Origin of the sequence: Mucilaginibacter terrae, assembly GCF_042679325.1 — a bacterium.
Taxonomy (GTDB): domain Bacteria; phylum Bacteroidota; class Bacteroidia; order Sphingobacteriales; family Sphingobacteriaceae; genus Mucilaginibacter; species Mucilaginibacter terrae.
In genome coordinates this window covers 47,361-71,166 of record NZ_JBHTMJ010000012.1, presented here as the reverse complement: position 1 = coordinate 71,166, position 23,806 = coordinate 47,361, and the positions used below count along the sequence as shown (strand labels likewise).

Below are 23,806 nucleotides of genomic sequence, written 5' to 3'. Positions count from 1 at the left end.
ATAAAATTTTAACTTCCTAAAATGAATAAACTATTACTAACATTGGTATTTGCCGCGGTTGCTACCGGTTCCTTTGCACAAGGAAGGCCCGATAGTGCTGCCCGACGGGCCGCCATACCCGGTGGCTTTGCCGGTAATGCCGCAGCAGCCCCCCGAGCACAGCCTCGCCCCTACAAAAGCGTGATCACCGAAAAGGCTGTTAGCCGTAAGGGGTTATTTAAAACCCACAAAATAGATGATAAATACTATTTTGAGATTGGTGATAGTGTACTTAACCGCGATATATTAGTGGTAAACCGCATTGCCCGCGCAGGTGCCGAAGTACGTGCGGCCGATGGTTACGCCGGTGACCAAATTGGCAGTACCGTTATTAAGTTTGAAAAAGGACCTAATAACCGTATTTTTTTACGCAAGGTATCCTACAGTGTTTACAGCCCCGATAGTACAAAATCAATGTACCAGGCTGTACAACGCTCTAACATACAGGCTATTGCTGCCGCCTTTAATGTGGCAGCCTACTCGCCCGACTCGAAGGGCAGCGTTATTGATATGACCGATTACATTAACGGTGATAACGAGATCTTCTTTTTCAGTTCGCCACAAGCAAAGCAACGCATCCGCTTAGGTAACCTCGTGGCCGATCGCAGTTATATTGAAAATGTACGCAGCTACTATAATAACGTAGAAATTAGTACTGTAAAAACCTATGGCCTTTTGGCGGCTGCTTCGCCGTTTGGCCGTGGTGGTGGTGCCCCTGCCCCTACTGCTGGTGCTGCAAATGGTTCGGTAACGGTTGAACTAAACACCTCCATAGTAATATTGCCAAAAGTACCTATGAAAGGCCGTTACTTCGACCCCCGTGTTGGTTACTTTACCAGCAACTATACCGATTTTGACCTGAACCCGCAGGGAGTTAAAGATGTGCAGTTAATTGCCCGTTGGAGACTGGAGCCCAAAGCTGCCGATATGGCCAAATACAAACGAGGTGAATTAGTTGAACCTAAAAAACAAATTATTTATTACATAGACCCAACAACGCCTAAAAAATGGGTACCGTATTTAATAGCCGGTGTTAACGATTGGCAGGCCGCTTTTGAAAAAGCCGGTTTTAAAAACGCCATTGTAGCCAAAGTTGCCCCAACCAGCAAACAGGATTCAACCTGGAGTTTAGACGATGCCAGCCACTCGGTTATTGTTTACAAACCATCTGAAACAGAAAATGCCAGTGGTCCGCACATCTCCGATCCACGCAGCGGCGAGATCCTGGAAACGCATATCAACTGGTACCACAACGTTATGAAACTGGTACACGATTGGTACTTTACCCAAACGGCTGCTGTTGACCCGCGCGCCCGCAAAATGACTTTCGATGATAAACTGATGGGCGACCTGATCCGCTTCGTATCATCGCACGAAGTTGGCCATACCTTAGGTTTGCGTCATAACTATGGTTCAAGTTCTACCGTTCCGGTTGAAAAATTGCGCGATAAGGCTTATGTAGAGGCTAACGGTCACACCCCATCTATTATGGATTATGCTCGTTTTAACTATGTAGCTCAGCCGGAGGATAACATTTCGGCAAAAGGTTTATACCCTCGCATTGGCGATTACGATAAATGGGCTATTGAATGGGGTTACAAATATTTAGGCGATAAAGGTGCCGATGGAGAGAAAGAGGAGCTTAATAAGATGACTATCGAAAGCGCCAAAAATCGTCGTTTATGGTTTGGTACGGAAACTAATCCCGATGATCCGCACTCGCAAAATGAGGATTTAAGCGATAATGCTATGGTAGCCAGCGCATACGGTATTAAAAATCTGCAACGTATTGTAGTTAAACTACCTGAATGGACCAAAGAAAAAGGCGAAGGATATGACGACCTGGAAAACATGTACAACCAGCTGGTTACCCAATTTGGCCGCTACATGGGCCACGTAGCCAAAAACGTAGGTGGTATTTACGAAAACCCCAAAACTACCGACCAGGCCGGTACTGTGTATGAGTACACACCAGCCGCAACCCAGCGAGAAGCTATGGCATTTTTAGATAAGCAATTATTTACTACACCAACCTGGTTATTAAACCAAGCAGTGTTAAGCGATATTGGTACCAACCCGTTACAAGTTATTTATACCCGCCAGGATGCTGCTTTGAGCCGCTTGGTTACTCCACGCGTGCTAAACAAGTTAGTTGCCTTTGAGGCTGTTGACGGTGCAAAGGCTTACAAAGTCACCGACTTTATGGCCGATATGCAAAATATAATTTTCCGTGAGATCAAAAGCAACCAGGCTATTGACGTTTACCGTCGTAACCTGCAAAAACTGTATGTTGATAAGTTAATTGATATGGTTAAACCACCTGCACCCAACGCATTAGTACAAGTGGCTTTAGGTGGCCGTGGTGCCCCTGCCCGCGAGCTGGAGCAAACTGATGCCATATCGGTAGCCAAAGCACAACTGCGAGCTATTAACGCCATGATCAAATCAGCAAATATCTCTGATTCCATGAGCACTTACCATTTACAGGATCTTTCCGAACGCATTAGCGAAACATTAAATCCGAAGAGCTAAAACAATAAGTTTAGTTAATTAAACACAAAGCCGCCTCTGTTTGCAGAAGGCGGCTTTGTGTTTAAAACCGCTGTATGCTAACCATTAAGGGCCATGTTTATACCGAAGGTGTAATTTTTGCCAGCAATAATATAAACTATTTACAAGATATAAATCAGCAAGTTTTGGCCAGCAGGTAATTGTATATATTCCCAGCCCTGATATACACAGAATGAGGCCGCATCACTTTATACGGCCTGCGTTGTGTTTTGTAGGAATTTTCGCATGGCTTATCTAAAGTTCATTTCGGGCGCTAATAATAAATCTTTTTTCAAGTACTAATTTAAAATCATCTACATTTGCAGGTATAACTTCAGGCATGCAAGCCTAAAACCTATGGCAAATACCGATACGCTATATCATAACGCCCTGCAACTTTTAAAACAACTGATCGCAACACAATCTTTCAGTAAAGAAGAAGACCTGACAGCCGCTCTAATTGAAGATTTTTTTAACAAGCAAGGCGTAACTACACTACGCAAGCTTAACAATATATGGGCTTATAACCTGCATTTTGATGCAGCAAAGCCAACAATATTACTTAACTCACACCACGATACGGTAAAACCCAACTCGGGCTATACCCGAAACCCACTTGATCCTGCTATAGAAGATGGCAAGTTATATGGTTTAGGCAGTAATGATGCCGGTGGGTGCCTGGTATCGCTAATAGCTACATTTCTGCATTTTTATGATCAACCAAATCTGAAATATAACATCTGCATAGCCACGACTGCCGAAGAAGAAATTTCAGGCGTGAACGGACTGGAGCTCATTATACCTGATTTGGGTGCGCTGGAATTTGCCATAGTAGGCGAACCAACTCAAATGCAGTTAGCTGTTGCCGAACGCGGCTTAATGGTACTGGATTGTGTAGCCTACGGCAAATCGGGTCATGCTGCCCGCGAAGAAGGGGAAAATGCCATTTACAAAGCGCTGAATGATATTGAATGGTTTCGCAATTACCGTTTTGCCATAGAGTCGGAACTTTTCGGGCCTATAAAAATGTCGGTGACCATCATCAACGCAGGTTCGCAGCATAACGTGGTACCAGCTACGTGCAATTTTACGGTTGATGTACGGGTAACCGATGCATACCGCAACGAAGAAGTGCTGAACATTATTCAGCAGCAGGTGAGTTGCCAGGTAATACCCCGATCGGTTAGGCTCAAACCCTCGTCCATTGATAAAAATCATCCTATAGTACAAGCCGGCATAGCTTTAGGTCGCAGCACTTATGGGTCGCCTACCACATCAGACCAGGCACTGCTGGACATACCCTCGCTTAAAATGGGTCCGGGTAATTCGGCACGCTCACATACAGCCGATGAATTTGTTTACACACATGAGATACGCGAAGGAATTGAATTATACATTAAAATGCTTGAAAAGTTAATTTTATAAAGCGGCAAACACTTTTTAAACAATTATACATTAACTATCCTATGGAATTTGGTAAAGTAGCTATACCACAATTAGCCGAAATAGATTTTACTTTGCCCCCTGATGCCGATATAACCACCAGTGTGCTGGGTAAGGCAAAAAACGGTAAAACCCTGCAGGTTTATGTAGGCTGTTCCAGTTGGGCACAAAAAGTTTGGAAAGGTAATTTGTATCCGGCTAAAACTAAAGATACCGACTTTTTGCAGGAGTATGCCAGGCAGTTTAATATGATTGAACTCAATACTACACATTACCGTATGTATGATTCGGCTACCATAAGTAAGTGGAAAGATAAAGCAGCCGTAAATCCCGGATTTAAGTTTTGTCCCAAGGTTAATCAACTCATAAGCCACCTTAAAAAGCTGAAAGGTACTGATGAAATAACCACCAGCTTTTTAGAAAGTATGCTGGCTTTTGAAGATAAGCTGGGACCTATATTTTTACAGGTAAGCGATAGTTATTTACCCAAAAACTTTCCTGAGTTTAAAGCTTACCTCGAGAGCCTGCCTCGCGACCTGCCATTTTTTGCCGAACTCAGGCACCGCGAATGGTTTTCGCAATCGGTTAACCGCAATGCTGCTTTTGAACTGATGGAGCGACTGAATGTAGGTGCCATTATAACCGACACCGCCGGAAGGCGCGATGTGGTGCACATGACCCTTACCACACCACATGCCTTTATACGTTTTGTAGGCAACGCCCTGCACCCTACCGATTATGTAAGAATAGATGAATGGGTACACCGGGTTAAGCAATGGAGCAATGCAGGTTTACAATCGCTTTACTTTGGTATGCACCAGCCCGATGAATTGGCGGCACCCATATTATGCGATTACCTGATACAACGCCTTAACCAGGAATTACATTTAAACATTGCACGGCCAAAATTTTTATCGACCAACAATACATTGTTTTAATATAAATCTGGTAAAAAACGGATTTATTGTTTTGAAGTATAGTGAGAGCAGCCCCCTATAAATATATCAGTAAGGCAAGCCGTCTACTTATCTACGCCCCATTTTTTTGCCCATACCGGGTATTGGTTTAACACCTTTTGCGGATTATAGGTGTACCAGGCATATCCCGACCGCCGCTCACGCTCTACTTCTTTAAGAGCATATACTACCTTGCTATCGCGGTTACAAAACAAAGGACGATGGGTTTGTAATTCATAATAGCGTGTCCATATAGTTGGCGCGGTTAAATCTTGCACCACTACCCTATCAATATTTGAAACGGTGTACTGGCTGGTATCGGGGGCAGCAGGTATTACCTTTACCCTGATCCCTTGTATGGCCGACTCGTTAAACCAGTCAATTGCATGCTTAACCGACGTTTTTACCTCTTCCGAAGGGTTATCAATATCCATCAGTAACAATACAATACCGGCACTTTCGCCGTTGCAAATAGCCGGTGGTTCAAAGGCGCGGGCCCAGGCAGGTTTCAGGGTAACTTCATCATGCTGCTGGCACCAGGCTGTTATCTCACCAAAATCGTTAATTTGGGTGTTTAAAATGCAGCCTATCCCCTTTTGATAAGCTACTTCCACTTTCTTTTTTACAGCGTTATTTAAAAAGCTGTACAGCTTCTTGTTATCCTTAACCTCTTTAAGCAATTCCATAATCCCTGCAAATACATCATCATTATAGGTAATATGCCGGCTATAATTATTTTGCAACGGAAAATACTGAGGCCACCCTCCATTATTATACTGAGCAGCCATAATGTAATTTAAACCGTCAGTGGCAGCGGTGGCATACTTTTTAATTTTGGTGGCCTGGTAAATGCCAGCAAGGCAAGCCACATGGGTATAGCTGGTACCATTATCAAAAGTGGTGTTCAGGTTAGCTTTATCTTTGAAAAGACTATCTTTTTGATCGGAAGTTAGCACAGCCATCACATCATAATTTTTGGGCCAGCCTCCGTTGTTTTTTTGATAGAGCACTATATTATCGCCTACTGCAACGAGGTCGCTTGTTTTATATTTAGGCTGATTCTTTTTAGGATTAATCACATTGTGCTTATCCCTAATACCATACCAGTGACCGGCATTACTATCAAACGCGCGGGTATCTATCAAATAGCCGGAAACTTTATTTTGTGCATGGGCTAAGGAGCATAAAAACATGAAAGCGAATTGTATAGTCAGTATTTTCATAATTGGTAATTTTAAAGTTAACAATTTGATTGTTTCCTACATAACTCATGAGCGTATTTGTAAAGCAAATTATGTAACAACAGCGTGACTCTGTAAAAACTCATTATTTTATTATATTGGCCTTATGAAATGCAAACTCAACTCATTAACCCTTGTACCGGCTATCGTACTCATGCTTTCTTCGGGTTTGGTACAGGCGCAAAACGCTGTGGTAGACCAAATTGTTAAAGAAGGCAGCGAAAACTCTCAGTTGCAAAAACTTGCGCATGAACTGATTGACGGCGTAGGACCGCGCTTGGTAGGCACCCCTCAAATGCTTAAAGCAAATGAATGGGCTGTAGCTAAATACAAAAGCTGGGGTGTAACTGCACGCAACGAAAAATGGGGTGAATGGCGCGGCTGGGAAAGAGGCATTTCACACCTGGACATGGTTTACCCAAGGGTAAAATCATTAGAGGGTACACAACTGGCCTGGAGCCCGGGCATGGGCGATAAAACCGTTACCGCCGAAATGGTGATACTCCCCGACCTGGCCGATTCTGCCGCTTTTCAAAAATGGCTCCCTATAGTTAAAGGTAAGTTTATAATGATTTCCATGGCTCAGCCAACCGGCCGCCCTGATGATAACTGGCAGCAATATGCCACCAAGGCATCATTTGAAAGCATGAAGACAGACCGTACCGCCCAAACTGATGCATGGCGTAAACGTATTACCAAAACCGGTTTTAACGCCCGTACCCTGCCTGTAGCTTTAGAAAATGCCGGGGCTGCAGGTATCATCACCAGTAACTGGTCGGCGGGTTTTGGTGTAGATAAGATCTTCAGTGCTTATACCAAAAAAGTACCTACCGTTGATATAGCCTTGGAAGATTATGGCTTACTATACCGCTTAACCGAGTCGGGCGTTAAGCCCCGTATTAGCGTACATACCGAATCGAAAGAACTGGGTGTAGTACCAACCTTCAACACCATTGCCGAGATCAAAGGCAAGCAAAAACCCGATGAATACGTTATGCTATCGGCCCACTTTGATTCGTGGGATGGCGGAACCGGCGCAACCGATAACGGTACCGGCACCTTAACCATGATGGAGGCTATGCGCATCTTGAAAAAAATCTATCCTAACCCTAAACGCACCATTTTGGTAGGTCACTGGGGCAGTGAAGAACAAGGACTGAATGGCTCCCGCGCGTTTGTGGAAGACCACCCAGAAATCGTAAAAAACCTGCAGGCCCTGTTCAACCAGGATAACGGAACCGGCCGTGTGGTAAACATTGGAGGTCAGGGTTATGCCAAAGCCAGCGAATACATAACACGCTGGTTGGCTGCAGTACCATCAAATATCCGCGATTCTATTAAAACCAATTTCCCTGGCGTGCCAGGTGCGGGTGGATCCGATTTTGCTTCCTTTGTAGCTGTGGGCGCACCTGGTTTCTCGTTAAGCTCGTTAGGCTGGAGCTATGGCAATTATACCTGGCACACCAACCGCGATACCTATGATAAAATTGTTTTCGATGATGTGCGTAACAACGCTATTTTAACCGCCATACTGGTTTACATGGCCTGCGAAGATCCGCAAAGAACATCAACCGAAAGAGCCCCGTTAGGTAATAACCCACGTACCGGCCAGCCTATGGTTTGGCCTGTACAGGTGAAGGCTACCCGTCGCGGCGGGCTGGATCAGTAACCATACAGCATCACAAACATTAGCGGGCATTATTTATAGTCCGCTTTTTTTGTGCCTATATTTATAATAAATACGAGTTTTATTTAATTTTTCACGTGCTTATGAAAAATGAAGAAATATGAGGTTTTATGAAGAAAACCGAATATATTTTGAAACTATATAAATATTAATTGGAGGAAGTTACGGCTCGCTTATTCTATTTTCACAAATAAGTAACCACAATTAGGTGTTAATTTATTACAAAAAATAATTCCTACATTACATATCTATTCAATTAATCATCAAAAGCAAAACCTACAAAAAATACGGTCTATGCTTATATTTGCCCACTACATCATATATTTTGTAATTACCTAAGGAAACTTAATGGGGATGGATATTCATAAAGGTCAGTTACGCACAGTTAACGTAATGCGCTACGTTACCCCGTTGCGCGAAGGTGGTTCACTCCCTGCAATTGCCGAGGCCGACGATGAGTTTTTGTACGTGCTTAAATTTAGAGGGGCCGGCCAGGGTGTAAAAGCACTGGTTGCCGAATTATTGGGCGGTGAAATTGCGCGCACCCTGGGTTTTAAAATACCCGAGCTGGTATTTGCCAACCTGGATACCGCTTTTGGACGCACCGAGCCTGATGAAGAAATACAAGACCTGCTGAAAGCCAGCACGGGTTTAAACCTGGCGCTTCACTACCTGTCGGGTGCTATTACATACGACCCTACCGTCAACCGTTTAAGCGGTAAGCTATCTTCGCAAATTGTATGGCTGGATTGCCTGTTAACCAATGTAGACCGTACACCACGCAACACCAACATGCTGATGTGGCATCAAGAGCTTTGGCTGATAGATCATGGAGCTGCCCTATACTTTCATCACTCGTGGCATAACTGGGAAGAACAGGCCAAGCGCCCTTTTGCACAGGTGAAAGACCATGTGTTACTTCCCTGGGCCGATGAACTGGAAACAGTAGACACTGAGTTTAAAGCCATACTCACCAGTGAACGTATCCGTGCCATTGTTAACCTGCTGCCAGACGACTGGCTGATTGATGCTTGCTCAGAAGACTTGGCCGAACAGCGACGTGAGGTTTATTACCAGTTTTTAACCACGCGTTTATCCGCATCAATAAACTTTATAAACGAAGCACAACATGCCAGAGCATCAATTATTTGAGTACGCCGTAATACGCGCCGTACCCAGGGTGGAGCGCGAGGAGTTTTTAAACATAGGCGTAATATTGTATTGCTCCAGGCTTAAATTTTTGCAATGTATATATACAATTGATGAGCAGCGGTTGCAAACCTTTTGCAAACAACTGCATTTACCCGATTTGGCTGCTAACTTACATTCCTTTGAGCAAATTTGCCTGGGTACCCTACAAGGTGGTCCTATTGGCAAATTGGATGCTGCATCTCGTTTCAGGTGGTTAACTGCTACCCGCAGTACGGTGGTACAGGCATCTAAAGTACACCCGGGCTTTACAGCCAATGCCCCGGCAACATTACAGCGGTTACATGCCCAGCTGGTTCTATAAATAATTGTCATGAAGTTATCTCCAAATTCGCCGCTGCAAACATTAATGGATACTATGCCCCAGCAAGGCACGGTAACCTGGATAGGCATCAGGCCCGGGCGCAGAGAACCATTGGTTTCACTAAACGAGGTTGAGGCTATAACTTTGAAAGGTTTAGCCGGCGATCACTTTTCGGGGGCGGCCAGCAGCAAAAGGCAGATAACCTTAATTCAGCAAGAACACTTGGATTTGATAGCCTCGGTAATGCAGATCCCTGGTTTAACACCCGGCATGTTACGCCGCAATATAGTAGTGAAAGGCATTAATCTTTACGCATTTAAAGACCGCCGCTTTTACGTAGGTAACGTACTTTTGGAGTACACCGGCGAATGCCACCCCTGCTCGCGCATGGAAGAAGTTTTAGGCCCGGGTGGTTATAATGCTGTACGGGGGCATGGAGGTATCACAGCGCGTATTATAAAGGGCGGAATTATTAATATTGGAGATGGGGTGCGAATAGAAGATCTGTAAATACTAAACTGTTGTTATTAATCTATTAGTTGCTATAATAAAACTCATTAAACAGACAAAGCCCCGCCAATGTAGCGGGGCTTTGTCTGTTTAAACAAAATGGTATTTATTACCAGCCCGGGTTTTGCATAGCTGCTTTTTCGGCAGGGGTTAAAGGCTGGTTGTCTTTCCGGTTAACATCTAAAAATGTTTGAGGAACGGGACGCAGGTAGTGCTTTGTTGCTATTGGACGCGCTTCATCGCTAAAGGCTGTTGTTCTGGAGATAAGGGTACGCGTACGAGCCAGATCTTCCCAGCGCATCAACTCACCCATTAGCTCACGTGAACGCTCATTTAATATGAAGGCTAAAAATTTATCAGCATTTGAACCTGCACTCAAACGGCTATAAAACTCCCTGGTAGAGTTAAAAATATCAGCTTCGCTATTTAAATGTACACCATTCAAGGTATTCGCTGTTGTGGTAGCAATGTTGTTTGATTCGTAATAAGTATTTCTATCCGAGTAAGATACAAATGCAGCAGCAGCAGATGCATTGTTTTTGTATGCTACACCGCCATCTACATAGGCAGCACGATCTTCACCATCTTTATAAGCGGCGCGGTCTCTCACTTTGTTTAAATACGGAATGGCAGCACTATATTGTCCTAAACGACCGTATGCTTCGGCAGCTATGAGGTAAGTTTCGGCCAAGCGGCCTAAAATACCATCGCGCTGGCCAAATTGCGACGCTACAGCGTTACGTGAGCCATCCATAAATTTAGATAATGCTACATACTGGCTTACACCATAATTACCATGACCACCTAATAAGTTTTCGGGTTGGCCTGCAAAGTACCTTACATACATTGACGGTGCCCGCAGGGCTATATTAGCCGATGTATAACGGGTATCACCTGCATTATTTACAATATACAATATAGACTCTTGCCCGCCGGTAAACCTTGGCTGGCCTACTTGTGCAGGTGTTGGCGCATTGGCTGCGGTCCAAACAGGGGCACCTGCAGGACGGTTACACAGGTAACGAGTTTTAAAACTTTTCCAAAAACGCGAATCGTTCACTCGATCGTACACATCCAATGCATAATCTGTTGATCGCATGCGCTGAAATTCACGGTCACCTGGTATATCACGCTGCATACCCGGTAAATTTTGATAAACTGATGGGTAATATAAGTGTATTTGGTTTCCGTAACGCCCTTGTGTTGCCGTATTACCAGAAAACTGGGCAGATAAAATAATCTCCTTATTGGTTTCGTTTGCACCATCTAAGGTGGTAAAGTTCCACAGGTCGCTAAAATTGGTAGCAAGGGTGTGTCCGCTGGTATTAATTACCAAGTCGGCATATTTAATAGCATTATTTAAATCGGCTTCTTTAGTATCGGCATTAAAATCATTATTTAACTCACTTGCACGGTACAAGTATGCTTTAGCTAAAAAGTGTGCAGCTGCCCACTTGGTGATACGGCCGGTTTCACCCGGTGTTGCAGGTAAAAGTGGATACGCTTTTTCAAAATCGCTTATTACCTGCGCATAAATTTCTTTAGCTGTTGCACGCGTAAAATTATACTCAATACCTGTTGATTGGGTTAGTCTTAAAGGCACTCCACCAAATTGCTTAACTAATTTAAAATAATCAAAAGCCCGCATAAAATAACCTTCGCCCAAACGAGTGTCTTTAGCTGCGCCAGTATAATACAAAGGCACATTCTCTATCACAATGTTTGCGGAGTTAATGTTACCATACATATTATCCCAAACGCTTGCAGCATCGGGTGAGAATGAATTAAGGTTACCATCGTACGAGTTCCACATTTGCTCGGTACGATCGCCACCGGCTGTAAATTCATCAACACCATAATTGGTAGTGGTATAAGCCCAGGTGTAATTAAAGTGAAATTTTAAACTCTGGTACATACCGATCACTAATCCATCTATTCCTGTGGTTGTTTTAAAATCTTCTGTATTTAGTAACGTAATTTGATTTTCATCCAAGAAACTTTTCTTGCATGAAGTTGGTAAAACCATTAAGCTTGAAGCCAAGGCGGCACCATATATAAGTTTTGATATATTTTTCATGTTTTGTATCGTATTATCGTAAACAATTAAAATCCAACATTTAATCCCAGTACAAAGCCCCTGTTAAAGGTTGAACCTCCCAAATCTGGATCAACCCAATCAACTTTAGAGTAGATCAAGCCTGGGTTTAAAGCCTGTAAATAAACCCTTACGCGCGATAAGGTTAATTTTTTAGCAACCAAGTTAGGGAGTACATAGCCAAGTGTAATGTTACGGACCTTTACAAACGAACCATCCTGATAGTTCATAGAACTACGGTAAGTATCGCCATTTGCGCTGCCGTAGTTTGGGGCCGGATAATCATTTGTTGGATTAGTGGGTGTCCAGTAATCAACCAAACGTTGTGCATAACGGCCCTGTAACGCCTCTGAACCGGTTAGTATGGTAAAGTTCCAGCGTGAGAATATAAATGCAGATAAATCGAAGTTTTTGTAGGTAAATGTATTGGTAATACCGGCATTCCAGCTTGGGGTACCAAAACCAACTACCGTACGATCATTATTGGCATCAATACGATAATCGTTGTTCAGATCGGCTACTTTGATAGAACCTGGTCTGAACTGGCTGTTAGCACTGGCTATATTGGCATTAAACTTTGCCATTTCTGCTAAATCTTCCGGGGTGTTTTGCCATATGCCGATCTTTTTATAATCATAATAACTTTGTATGCGTGAGCCAATTACTAAAGCAGGAACAAAGTTATAATCGTTACCGGCCGGTAATGATTCGACTTTATCTTTATTAATACCAAAATTTAATGTACTCGACCATTTAAAGTTTTGGTTTTGTATATTTTCTGTATTTAATGTTAACTCCAAACCTCTGTTGGCAGTTATACCCACATTTGCCAAACTACGTGTATAGCCTAATACGGGGTTAACAGGAGTATTATATAACAATTCGTTAGTACGCGATTTATACATATCTAAAGTACCACTGATGCGGCCTTTAAAGAATCCGAAATCGATACCCAGGTTATATTGGGTGGTACGTTCCCATCCTAACAGGGGGTTAGGCAAGCCAATTGGGTTAGCCAATGATGCATCAGATGCAACATAACCGGGCTGTACGCTTGCACCAAATGTATAATATAAAGTTTGTAGCACACCAACAGTACTATATTCGGTAACTGCGGCATTACCGGTAACACCATAACCGAGTCTCAACTTTAACTGGTTTATCCACGGTACATCTTTAATAAACTCTTCCTGATCTAAACGCCAGGCTAAAGCTGTTGAGGGGAAAAATTGCCATTTATTGCCAGGTGCCAATTGTGAGGCCCCGTCCCAACGAGCAGATGCCGTAAGCAAATATTTATTATCGTAACTATAGTTGATACGGCCCATATACGATAATAGCGAGTTTTCAACAAAGTTAGTTCCAAATGCATCCAATGCTGATACCGAATTTAGCTGGTACCATAATTGTTTGTTATATGGAAGCTTAGTGGCCAACATTGTTGACGTTTCGGTACGGTTATATAAACTGCTGTATAGCAATGTGGCACCAAAATCATGCTTTCCAATACTCTTATTATAATACAGTAAATGATCTAACGTGTATGAAAACCTGTTGCTTTGATTTAATTGGGCATAATTAGTTGAGCCCGGCTCGCCACCACCACGGTTTATAGAGTTTTGATCTTGCCAGCGGCCGTTATAGTTATTGTTAAAATCGGGGCCGAAGTTCAAACGGTATTTTAATCCTTTCATTAAAGTAACCTCTGTATAAAATGAACCTAATACACGCATTACTTTTCGCAGGTTAATATTATACTGATCTTCTCCTATCGGGTTTAAAATAGTGATGTCTCCTCCAGGCAAATTAATTCGGTTGCCATTATTATCAAAAGGAACAGCATAAGGCAACATGCCTTGTGCTGCAAAATACAATGTACCCGGGCCGGTAGCATTACTTGTTGCAAAACCATAGTTTTGAAAACTATAGGTTGCGTTAAGGTTAACACCCATGGATAACCATTTGGTAGGCGTGATATTTACATTTGCCTTTCCGGTATATCGCTTATAATCCTGACCTAACTGTGTACCTTGTTGTTGCAGGTATCCAAATGAGCCATAACCGGTCACTTTATCGGTACCGCCGCTCACACTTAAAATATGATCACTTGTTACACCTGTCTTTTTTACCAAATCCGTCCAATTGGTGGTTGGCACCAGGTTACCATCAAATACGCCATTTTGCCATCCTTGTGTAATGTTGGCACGCGCATAAGTATCATTACCAAAAATACGAAGATCATCGGCCAGGGTTGGCACTGCGGGGTAAGTGGTAGCAGGTGTTGCAGCTGGGTTTAAATAACCAACCCTGCGGTAAGCATTGCGACGAAACTCTATATACTCGGCCGAGTTCATCATATCTGTACGGTCTACAATATTCTCAACAGTGGTAGTACCCACATAATCGAGTGCTAAACGACCTGCCTTACCTTTTTTAGTGGTAATTATAATTACACCATTTGCACCACGAGATCCGTAAATTGCCGTAGCCGACGCATCTTTCAGCACGTCCATTGTCTCAATGTCGTTCGGGTTTAATGATTCGATACCACCAGCAGATAATGGAATATTATCAACCACGTACAAAGGATTACTTGTTGCACTAAGTGAACGTACACCCCTAATAAGTACACGGCCAACTTCGCCCGGGCGCTCGTTTGAGGTAACATCCACACCGGCAGCTTTACCCTGTAGTGCTTGTATGGCATTTTGAACAGGTCTGGAGCGTATCTCTTCGGCATTTACACTAACCACCGAACCAGTAACATCGCTTTTTCTTACCACGTTGTAACCTACAACAACCACCTCGTTAAGGCTGCTTGACTGAGTAACCAACGTAATTTTCAACTCGGTTTGCGCACCTACCGTAACTTCCTGAGTTGCAAAACCTACATATTTAAATACCAGTACGGTGGTAGGTTCAACATTAGGCAGAGTAAAATTTCCGTTCACATCGGTAACGGTACCGGTGGTTGTGCCTTTAACGGTAATACTTACGCCAATCAGTTCTTCGCCTTTATCGCTCACTACTTTGCCTTTTATGGGTGCTTGTTGTGCTGCGGTTGGGGTTACCGGTTGTATATCGGCTGCTACTGTTTTTTTGTTGCTCAACACAATGCGGTCATTAATAAGCTGGTAAGATATTTCGCTTGGCAAAATACTGTTCAGCACCACATCAAGCCTTTGCGCGGTACCGGTATAACTAACCTGCTTATCGGTTTTAATGATGCTTTTGCTGTAAACAAATTTTACACCGGCGGTTTTTTCAATTACTTTAAGCGCACCTTCTAAATTAGGTTGCTTTATAGTAACACTTACTATTTTATCGAGAATTTGGGCATTAGTACTTTTGGAGTAGGATACACTGGAAAGTATTAATGCAATGAGTAACTGGCTGAATGTGATTTTCATGATCTTGAGGCAGTTACCAGGATTGAGTAGATAATATTGCATACATTAATTGGTTTTTAATTATTTTAAATAGCACACATTTTATGAATCGGCTGTAAGGATGCGTTTAAAGGCTGCTACTTACGGTGCTTCACTTGTTTGCTTCAATATTTGTCTCATGTGGTTTGTAATTAATTGAGCTTCTATGTAATTCAATTATTTGTTTTAAATAAAAACGTTCTCTCATCTTCCATGCTATAATTGGCATTGATGGATTCTTTGATCATATCTAATATGGCAGGTAGGCTTTGGTCGGTAAAATCGCCTGTGAAAACCAAGTCGTTCAGCTTAGGATCGGCACTGTAAATATTGATCCCAAAATTTTTATTGAGCTCAGGGAAAATTTGTTTGATCTTCACGTTATCGAAAGAAAGTGATACTTTTTTCCAGATCCGCATCTCAGCTTTAACCCTTGCATTACTATTTTTCACTAATTGCTGATGATTTACCAACGTAGCTTTTTCACCCGGGGATAGCATGACCTGTGCGTTTGAGCTGTTTTTATTAACCGAAACCTTACCCGTAAGTACCGATACTTCGGCTGGTAAATTATTATAGGCCTTTACCCTGAAACTGGTACCCCAAACTTTGGTGGTTAATTCATTACTGCTTATAATAAAGGGGTGCTTTATATCTTTGCTAACTTCAAAAAAAGCCTCTCCTGCTAATGTTACTTCACGATAATTGCCTGTAAATTTTTGAGGATATGTTATTGTGCTATTAGGGCTCAGCCAAACCAAACTGCCGTCGGGCAGCATTTTTTTGTAAATGCCAAAACCCGAATTGCTAAAAGCTACTTTCTGGCTTTGGTTATGTTCTTTACTATAAACCGATGGCTGATCGGTAACGCCGGTTTTAAATATTAAAAGCAGCAATGCGGCTATACCACTTACTACGCAAACCAATGTATATATCTTATTGTTGGTACCATTTTGCGTACCAGAATTTAATTTACCTGCAATACCATTTTTAAAACGGTTATACATTGACCTTTTTAAGCTATCCTGTTCTACTTCGTTCATTAATCTTAAAGAGTCGGGGTTATCATCAAAACTTCTATACCAATCATCAACCTCCCTTTTCTCTTCCCACGAGCAGGTATTATTTAAGTACTTTTCAATAATTTCAGGAGTAATTTTCATACCATAATTTAGCTTTAGGAATGTTGGTTTTTATGAATTGGTATAAAACATGACACCCGAAAAAGACACAACCCTTGCTTTGGAAAAAATATTTTTCCAAACGGATGGTATTCGATTTAAAATATGATAGATTTTGCTGAGGGATATTTTTTAGATACAAAAAGCTACAATAGCTATTACCAAGAGGCTAATACTAACTTTTAGGCGTTTAATGGCTTTGCTTAAATGACCTTCCACAGTTTTTTCGGAAATGCCCAGCACATTTGCAATTTCTTTGTTGGTTTTGTATTGCATGCGGCTCAATTCAAAAACAGAGCGGCACTTTACAGGCAAGTAACTAACCTCCCGGGCAATAACGGTACGCAATTCGCGCAATTGTATCACCTCTTCGGTAGAATTATCCTGAGCATTTCCTACCATACTCAAGTTTTCAAACAATACTAATTTACGGGCCTCTTTTGCAAAATGATTTAACACCAAGTGTTTTACCGAAGTATATATATAACCCTCAAATGAAGTTTGAATATGAAGTTTGGCGCGGTTGGCCCAAAAATTAGTTAAAAAATCCTGAACAATTTCTTCGGCCACTTCGCGGCTTTTTACACGCTTATACGCAAAAGCGTACAAATGTTTCCAGTAACGGTTATACACCTCTTTAAAGGCTGGTTCCTGGTTTGTTTTTATTAAGTCAAGCAACTGTATATCGGTCAGTTCTTTTAAATCAGGCATGTGTTAACTTACGAGGTTTATAATACTGAGCATTTACCATAACCATTACATAAACGCTATACCAATGCTTTGAGCGGACAAAACAGTAATAAGGCAAAGGTTTAATAAGTAAAGATTTTGATTTAAATGCAAAAACAGTTTAAATAATTGGTAATGCGAACGTAGAAATTATTTATGCAATCACTATCCTGTAGCATCATGCTCTGATGCTACAGGATAATGAAACTGAAGAGAATGAAGCAGGAATCAGTAGCTTTTAAGCACACAAATAAAGGTGTTACTTTTTGAAGATCTAAAGAAATGCCTGAGATTAAGGAATTACCTTGTATGCTTATATAGCTATATCTGTTTATTTTTTAGTTATTATTTAAACAGCTTTAAATAATATGCTGTAGTTAACAATTATAACTTTTTGCGCCTAAGCAACGTATATTGGTATATGCAAATTTTCAATGTTTCAATAAATACTTAATTTAGTCATTATGGCAAAAATATACATCTTGCTGTAAAATATTGTACTAATAGCTATTTTGCTATTGCCTGCCTGCTTTAAATAGTTAAACTTTTAAACTATATTAAAAGCATATTATAACTTTATAAAAACCATATATGGTATTATATTATAAATTCTTTTTCAAATAATAATGCATTGTAATGGACTACAGAAAAAGATCGTACGAACTACTTATATCTAATAAACAACTGTTATATCAAAACCAGGAAAAAGAAAACCGGGAGGCTGAATTGCTTTCAGCACTTAATCAGTTAGCTATTCAAAAAAATGAAAAGGAATTACGCGCAGCGGAATTAGTAATTGCCAATGAGGAGTTAGCATTTCAAAACCAAGAGAAAGAAAAAAGAGCGGCCGAGTTATACACAGCCAATCAGGAACTGATCTATCAGAATATTGAGAAAGAGAACAGGGCTGCCGAGCTAATTATCGCCAACGAAGAACTTACTTTTCAAAACAATGAGAAAGAGAAAAGGGCAGCCGAGTTAGTCATTGCTAACATTGAGTTGGCCTATCAAAATTTAGAGAAGGAGAAAAGAGCAGCTGAATTAGTGATAGCTAATTTAGAATTAGCGTATCAAAATACTGAAAAAGCCAATCGTGCTGCCGAATTATATATAGCTAACGAAGAGTTAATTTACCAAAACCGAGAAAGGGAGAAGCGTGCTGCCGAATTAATTATAGCTAATGCAGAACTTACTTATCAAAATCAGGAAAAAGAGAACCGCGCAGCCGAGCTAATTGTGACTAATAAAGAGTTGGAAGACGCAGAGGCCTATCTGAAAGAATATATAGCAGGATTAGAAGAAATGATGTTTATGACCTCGCATAAGGTTAGACAACCGGTTGCCAATATATTAGGCATAGCTAACGTTTTACAACATCTTATCAATTCCAAAGCCGAATTACTGACCTCTATAGGATATATAAAAGAATCGGCCGAAAACTTGGATACTTTTACTAAAGAATTAACCTTATATATTATGAATTTAGGTGAAAAGTGGAAAAACAATAAAACAGCCTAACTACGGGTAACTTTAAAGCCATGCGTTGATATTCCTACTCTATAAACCTTGTAGGGTTATTGAAGGAATTTTAAATTAATATTTTTCTAATGCATATTGCAGCTATGACATCTTTTGCAAACATGAGCACGTAACCACTGCCACCCGTATCAGCAATTTATAACCGATCAGGGTTAATTGCTTAACTGGCCTGTAATTTTCAGTTGTATTAAAACCGGCATCTAAACGTTGGTTGATTTGCCAGCTCAAGCCACCGTATTAGCAACCTTTTGCAAGTCGCCCTGCTGCATAGATTCGCAGGTATTTATAACATGGGCCTCATTTATTCGAGTATGTTCAAATAGTTGTGACCATTCAAAAACATACCCTTTACAATTTCGGACTTTAATAATAAAGCAAATCAGGATGCCTTGTGGTGATAAGTGCTGACTAAGCCAGCACTTGATATATGGTAACAGGCTTCGATTTGTTCTTTAATACAACTTCGCCAATTCTTTCGCAACTAAAAGATTCTTTAGCTTTTTCGTAAATTTCTTCACTAATCACAATTTGACCAGGCTTAGCGGCTGATTGCAACCGTTGTGATACGTTAACCACATCGCCGATCACAGTATAGTCCAAACGTTTTAAGGATGCCGAACCAATGTTACCCGTCACCATTTCGCCCGAGTTTATACCTATCGACATTTCGGGCTTATACATTTTATCGCCAGCCGCAATTTCGGGTTCATGGCTTATCTGTTCTTTAATGGCCAAGGCAGCGTCAATAGCACGGTCCAGGTGAAAATCACCTTTAAAAACAGCCATTACGGCATCGCCCATAAACTTATCTACATGGCCGCCTTGTGCAATAATTTCTTTTACAATTTTATCAAACAAGCCGTTAAGCAAAGTTACCACCGTATTGGCCGATACCTGCTCGGTAATAGCGGTAAAGCCGCAAACATCAAAGAACACTACGGTTCCGTTGAGTATCTCATTCTTTAATAAACTATTTTCAAACTCCTTGTGCGTCATAAAATTCAGCACATTTTCGTCTACATACATCTTCAGGATGTTGTTCTCTTTAATAGCTTTAATGGTTTCCTGTAACTGCTTAACATGCAAAATGGTTTTTTCCATAGTAAGGTCCAGGTCGGCAAAATCCACAGGTTTAAACACAAAATCGAATGCGCCGCGGTTCATGGCCATACGGATGTTTTGCATATCTCCGTAGGCCGAAACTACCACCGCTTTTAACATAGGGTTAGCTTCGGGCAAATGGCTTAACAGGGTTAAGCCATCCATTACAGGCATGTTTATATCACTTAATACAATATCAATATCGGGATGTTCTCTAACCCGTTGAAGTGCTTCTTCACCGTTTTGCGCGAAAACAAATTCATATACATTTTCCCTGATCTTGCGGCGAAACTTTTGTTTTACCAGCAGTTCCAGGTCGGCTTCATCATCCACTACCAGTATTTTAGCCATTATGCAATTAAGGGTTTAAGTTTTTCTTTGAGTAAATTAAAATCTAACGGCTTGGTCAAAAAGTCGTTAGCGCCGTTCTCCATAGCCTGGCGGTGATTTTCTTCATCGCCGTAAGCCGTTATCATCATCACCACTGGCGGAGGAGGCCCGTCGTAATCGTGCCTTATTCTCGATAACAGATCAATACCGCTCATGCCGGGCATATTAATGTCCGACAGGATCAATACCACCTCAGAATGTTTTTTCTTTAAATAGGCTAATGCATCTTCACCCGACAAAGCAAAGTCAAATTCCAGCTCGTGATTACGGATCTCTTTGCGAAAACGCTGTAAAAAAAGCGGCTGAACGTCCGCCTCATCATCAACTACTAATATTTTCATAAGTACGCTTCAAATATAATTAAAAGTTAAGCCGGTATCGAAATTACAAACTCTGTAAATTCACCTTCCTGTGTATTTATATCAATTTTTCCGCCATGCCCCTTTACAATAATGTCATAACTTAAAGATAAACCCAGCCCTGTGCCCTCACCTGTTGGCTTAGTGGTAAAAAAGGGCTGCATAATTTTCTCCTTAATAGCCTCGGGTATCCCAGTGCCGTTGTCTTTAATCTTGATCTGAATCCAGCTATTTATTAACGAGGTACTGATCTCTACCCTGGGTTTAAAATCGGGGCCGCTGTTTTTTTGCTTTTGCTGCACGGCATAAAATGCGTTATTAAATAGGTTGAGCACTACCCTGCCCAAATCCTGCGGCAATACCTCAACTTGCGGAATGTTAGGATCGAGATTGGTACCCAGTTCGGCGTTGAACGATTTATCCTTAGCCCGAAGTCCATGATACGATAGCCTTAAATACTCATCGGCCAGTGCATTAATATCGGTTAGCTCCTTTTGCCCGTTACTCACGCGGCTATGTTGAAGCATGCCTTTCACAATACTATCGGCTCGTTTGCCATGGTAGCCTATTTTTTCCAGGTTCTGTTTTATATCGTTGGCTATAGCTAATGCTTCTTCCTGGTCGCCGCGGGCCATCTCTTCGGCCATTTCATCCAACAGTTCCATGCTCACTTCCGAAAAATTATTTACAAAGTTTAACGGGTTTTGTATTTCATGCGCAATACCGGCGGTAAGCTCGCCCAATGAGGCCATTTTCTCCGACTGGATCAGTTGCGCCTGGGTGGTCTTCAATTCTTCAACAATTTCTTCCAGTTCGTTCTTTTGCCTAGTTAATTCTAAGGTACGCTGGGCAACCACTGCCTCCAGTTCGGCTTTACGCTCAGCAGCAATGCGCAGAGCTTCATCCTGTTTCTTGGAAGTGGCCTGCCGGGATAGTGCCCATATAAAACCAGCAAGTATAGAGAAACCAAAGTACGTATGATAGTCATCATAAAAATTGTTGGCTATCAAATTAACTAACGCATTTATAACAGTAGCAATAATTAGAGGAATATGATTATTGATAGCCCCTCTAAACGATTTAAAATCTTCTTCTTTACTAATTACATATAACACATAACTCAACGCACCCGCCCCTAAAAACCCGGCTATTGATGTATCCTTAATTGCCATTAATGAAAAAAACAACAACCCTACAGATATGCTTGCAACAGTGAACATAGTGTTCCACTTTAAACCAATATTAGTAAACTTAACTGCTTTTTGTACACGTCTTATTAATATAAAGGCCGCAATAAGGGGAAAAACATGCATGTTTTTTTGATTGTTTTAAATTGTGAAATAGGGCGTTACTTCTTTTTACGGAGCATATACCAACAACTGTAAACTATTAACCTATATGCAGGATAGCGTGCTGTAAAACCGCATGTTAAGTAACTATAAATTTTAATAAGAAGCAAATTTTAAAATTGCACTATTTTTAATCGGTAACAAATACCATTTACCTACTAAAAACCTATTTGTACCACTTATGAGCGGGAAACATTTGATATATTAGGCGGCAAAATGTAATGCTGCATGCAATTTAAACAAGCCGGGGATTATATAACTAATAAGATGCGTAAAGAATTACCGCAACATCTTGTTTATCACTGCATTGAGCATGTAGAAGATGTATTTGACGCCGCCCGCAACATTGGCAAACTGGAAAATATAACCGCTCATGAAATGAACTTGCTACTTACGGCGGCCTGGTACCATGATGCCGGATTTATACTACAGGCAAACGGGCACGAAGAAGAATCGTGCAGGATTGCAGCGGAAGTTTTGCCCCGTTACAATTATACGGCGTATGAAATTGAACAAATTTGCGGACTGATTATGGCTACACGCATACCCCAGTCGCCCCAAAACCACCTGGAACAAATTATGGCCGATGCCGACCTGGATTATTTAGGCCGCGACGATTATTTTACAACAAGTTATAAACTTTACCAGGAGTTAACAAACACCGGCGTTATTTGCAGTGAGCAAGACTGGCAGCAAGTGCAAATAGATTTTATGGAAAAGCATCACTATTTTACACCGACAGCTATAAATTTGCGACGACAAAAAAAAGAAGAAAACTTAAAACAGATTAAAGCAAATACTATATTACCTTAATAAACTGGATGAATTACCTACTGATACCCCATTGGATAAAAGACATTTGCTATACCGTTATCGGCATCCTTTTTTGCGGGTTTGCGCTAAAAGGATTTTTAATACCTAACCAATTTTTTGATGGTGGCGTTACCGGTATCTCCTTGCTACTGCACGAACTTTATCATTTTGATATTGCCTATGTGATAGTTTTAGTTAACCTGCCTTTCATAATAATGGGTATGTTCCAGGTTAACCGCACATTTGCCATTAAAACTCTGGTTGCAGTTATAGGCTTAGGGCTTTGTATATCATACGTACCTTATCCATTAATTACCTCAGATAAGCTGCTGGTATCGATATTTGGCGGTGTATTTATGGGTATTGGTGTTGGTATGGCCATGCGCGGCGGCTGTGCGCTTGATGGTATTGAGGTATTAGCCCTTTACACGGGTAAACGCATCAGCTTTACCATAAGCGAGATTATTTTAGGCATTAACATTGTAATATTTTTAATTGCCGGTATTGAGCTGGGTTTGCCTACGGCATTATATTCTATACTGACTTATTACACGGCATCGCGCACCATTAGTTTTGTTATTGAAGGTTTGGAAGAATACACCGGTGTTACTATTATATCGGGGGAAAGCGAAACCATTAAAGAGCGCCTGGTTATGCAATTGGGCCGTGGTATTACTATTTATAAAGGCGAACGTGGCTTTTTAAAACAAAGCTTTGATATAAGCCAACCGGTTGATATTGTTTTTACCGTAGTTACCCGGTTAGAGATCAGGCGCATGCGTAACCTCATCCACGATATTGACCCTAAAGCCTTTGTATTTACCAGTACTATTAAAGAAGCAACCGGTGGTGTACTCAAACGCAGGGTAGCAAGGCATTAAAA

Annotated in this window: 18 protein-coding genes; 10 read left to right on the top strand and 8 right to left on the bottom strand. The window is 41.4% G+C overall.

Annotated features, from left to right (window positions below):
* Positions 1 to 21 precede the first annotated feature (21 nt).
* The 3 genes from ACFQ3S_RS12155 to ACFQ3S_RS12145 all read left to right on the top strand — a co-directional run bounded on the left by ACFQ3S_RS12155 (position 22) and on the right by ACFQ3S_RS12145 (position 4,970).
* Positions 22 to 2,571: a zinc-dependent metalloprotease gene (locus ACFQ3S_RS12155; RefSeq protein ID WP_377164743.1), complete on the top strand. Its 2,550-nt coding sequence runs from the start codon at positions 22 to 24 to the stop codon at positions 2,569 to 2,571.
* 375 nt (positions 2,572 to 2,946) lie between these two features.
* Entirely contained in the window at positions 2,947 to 4,014 is a 1,068-nt protein-coding gene (locus tag ACFQ3S_RS12150) for a M20 family metallo-hydrolase (protein ID WP_377164741.1), read from the top strand.
* 41 nt (positions 4,015 to 4,055) lie between these two features.
* Positions 4,056 to 4,970: a DUF72 domain-containing protein gene (locus ACFQ3S_RS12145; RefSeq protein ID WP_377164739.1), complete on the top strand. Its 915-nt coding sequence runs from the start codon at positions 4,056 to 4,058 to the stop codon at positions 4,968 to 4,970.
* A gap of 83 nt (positions 4,971 to 5,053) precedes the next feature.
* Here the strand turns inward: ACFQ3S_RS12145 and pelA are convergent, their stop codons facing one another.
* Complete coding sequence (gene pelA, locus ACFQ3S_RS12140) at positions 5,054 to 6,211, bottom strand: pectate lyase (protein ID WP_377164737.1); 1,158 nt, start codon at positions 6,209 to 6,211, stop codon at positions 5,054 to 5,056.
* A 124-nt stretch (positions 6,212 to 6,335) separates the two neighbouring features.
* Here pelA and ACFQ3S_RS12135 point away from each other — a divergent pair, with 124 nt between their 5' ends.
* From ACFQ3S_RS12135 to ACFQ3S_RS12120, 4 genes are all read left to right on the top strand, one after another.
* Positions 6,336 to 7,898, top strand: a complete 1,563-nt coding sequence (locus ACFQ3S_RS12135; RefSeq protein ID WP_377164735.1) for a M20/M25/M40 family metallo-hydrolase — start codon at positions 6,336 to 6,338, stop codon at positions 7,896 to 7,898.
* Between the two features lie 372 nt (positions 7,899 to 8,270).
* The gene (locus ACFQ3S_RS12130) at positions 8,271 to 9,068 is read left to right on the top strand and encodes a HipA family kinase (RefSeq protein ID WP_377164733.1); all 798 of its coding nucleotides are present in this window, start codon (positions 8,271 to 8,273) and stop codon (positions 9,066 to 9,068) included.
* Complete coding sequence (locus tag ACFQ3S_RS12125) at positions 9,046 to 9,429, top strand: DUF3037 domain-containing protein (protein ID WP_377164731.1); 384 nt, start codon at positions 9,046 to 9,048, stop codon at positions 9,427 to 9,429. Before ACFQ3S_RS12130 ends, ACFQ3S_RS12125 begins: the two co-directional genes overlap by 23 nt.
* Positions 9,430 to 9,438: 9 nt before the next feature.
* Positions 9,439 to 9,939 (top strand): MOSC domain-containing protein, encoded by a 501-nt coding sequence (locus ACFQ3S_RS12120; protein WP_377164729.1) that lies wholly within the window; start codon positions 9,439 to 9,441, stop codon positions 9,937 to 9,939.
* A 109-nt stretch (positions 9,940 to 10,048) separates the two neighbouring features.
* Here ACFQ3S_RS12120 and ACFQ3S_RS12115 read toward each other — a convergent pair whose 3' ends face one another.
* The 4 genes from ACFQ3S_RS12115 to ACFQ3S_RS12100 form a co-directional block, all read right to left on the bottom strand.
* Positions 10,049 to 12,016, bottom strand: coding sequence for a RagB/SusD family nutrient uptake outer membrane protein (locus tag ACFQ3S_RS12115; protein ID WP_377164727.1), 1,968 nt, complete (start codon positions 12,014 to 12,016; stop codon positions 10,049 to 10,051).
* 26 nt (positions 12,017 to 12,042) lie between these two features.
* Entirely contained in the window at positions 12,043 to 15,444 is a 3,402-nt protein-coding gene (locus ACFQ3S_RS12110; protein WP_377164725.1) for a SusC/RagA family TonB-linked outer membrane protein, read from the bottom strand.
* A 191-nt stretch (positions 15,445 to 15,635) separates the two neighbouring features.
* Positions 15,636 to 16,625, bottom strand: a complete 990-nt coding sequence (locus ACFQ3S_RS12105; protein WP_377164723.1) for a FecR family protein — start codon at positions 16,623 to 16,625, stop codon at positions 15,636 to 15,638.
* A gap of 150 nt (positions 16,626 to 16,775) precedes the next feature.
* Entirely contained in the window at positions 16,776 to 17,354 is a 579-nt protein-coding gene (locus ACFQ3S_RS12100; protein ID WP_377164721.1) for an RNA polymerase sigma-70 factor, read from the bottom strand.
* A gap of 654 nt (positions 17,355 to 18,008) precedes the next feature.
* Here ACFQ3S_RS12100 and ACFQ3S_RS12095 point away from each other — a divergent pair.
* A complete protein-coding gene (locus ACFQ3S_RS12095; protein ID WP_377164719.1) occupies positions 18,009 to 18,890 on the top strand; it encodes a diguanylate cyclase in 882 nt (293 codons plus the stop codon).
* Positions 18,891 to 19,319: 429 nt separating this feature from the next.
* Here the strand turns inward: ACFQ3S_RS12095 and ACFQ3S_RS12090 are convergent, their stop codons facing one another.
* From ACFQ3S_RS12090 to ACFQ3S_RS12080, 3 genes are read right to left on the bottom strand one after another with little or no spacing between them, the layout of a single operon-like run.
* Positions 19,320 to 20,363, bottom strand: coding sequence for an adenylate/guanylate cyclase domain-containing protein (locus ACFQ3S_RS12090; RefSeq protein WP_377164715.1), 1,044 nt, complete (start codon positions 20,361 to 20,363; stop codon positions 19,320 to 19,322).
* On the bottom strand, positions 20,363 to 20,743 hold the full coding sequence (locus ACFQ3S_RS12085) for a response regulator (RefSeq protein ID WP_377164713.1): 381 nt from the start codon (positions 20,741 to 20,743) through the stop codon (positions 20,363 to 20,365). The genes ACFQ3S_RS12090 and ACFQ3S_RS12085 overlap by 1 nt, the downstream gene beginning before the upstream one ends.
* 26 nt (positions 20,744 to 20,769) lie before the next feature.
* Positions 20,770 to 21,981, bottom strand: coding sequence for a sensor histidine kinase (locus ACFQ3S_RS12080; protein ID WP_377164711.1), 1,212 nt, complete (start codon positions 21,979 to 21,981; stop codon positions 20,770 to 20,772).
* A 396-nt stretch (positions 21,982 to 22,377) separates the two neighbouring features.
* Between ACFQ3S_RS12080 and ACFQ3S_RS12075 the strand changes: the two genes are divergently transcribed.
* Both ACFQ3S_RS12075 and ACFQ3S_RS12070 read left to right on the top strand, forming a co-directional pair.
* Positions 22,378 to 22,923, top strand: coding sequence for an HD domain-containing protein (locus ACFQ3S_RS12075; protein ID WP_377164709.1), 546 nt, complete (start codon positions 22,378 to 22,380; stop codon positions 22,921 to 22,923).
* An 8-nt stretch (positions 22,924 to 22,931) separates the two neighbouring features.
* Positions 22,932 to 23,804, top strand: a complete 873-nt coding sequence (locus tag ACFQ3S_RS12070) for a YitT family protein (protein WP_377164707.1) — start codon at positions 22,932 to 22,934, stop codon at positions 23,802 to 23,804.
* Positions 23,805 to 23,806: the final 2 nt, after the last annotated feature.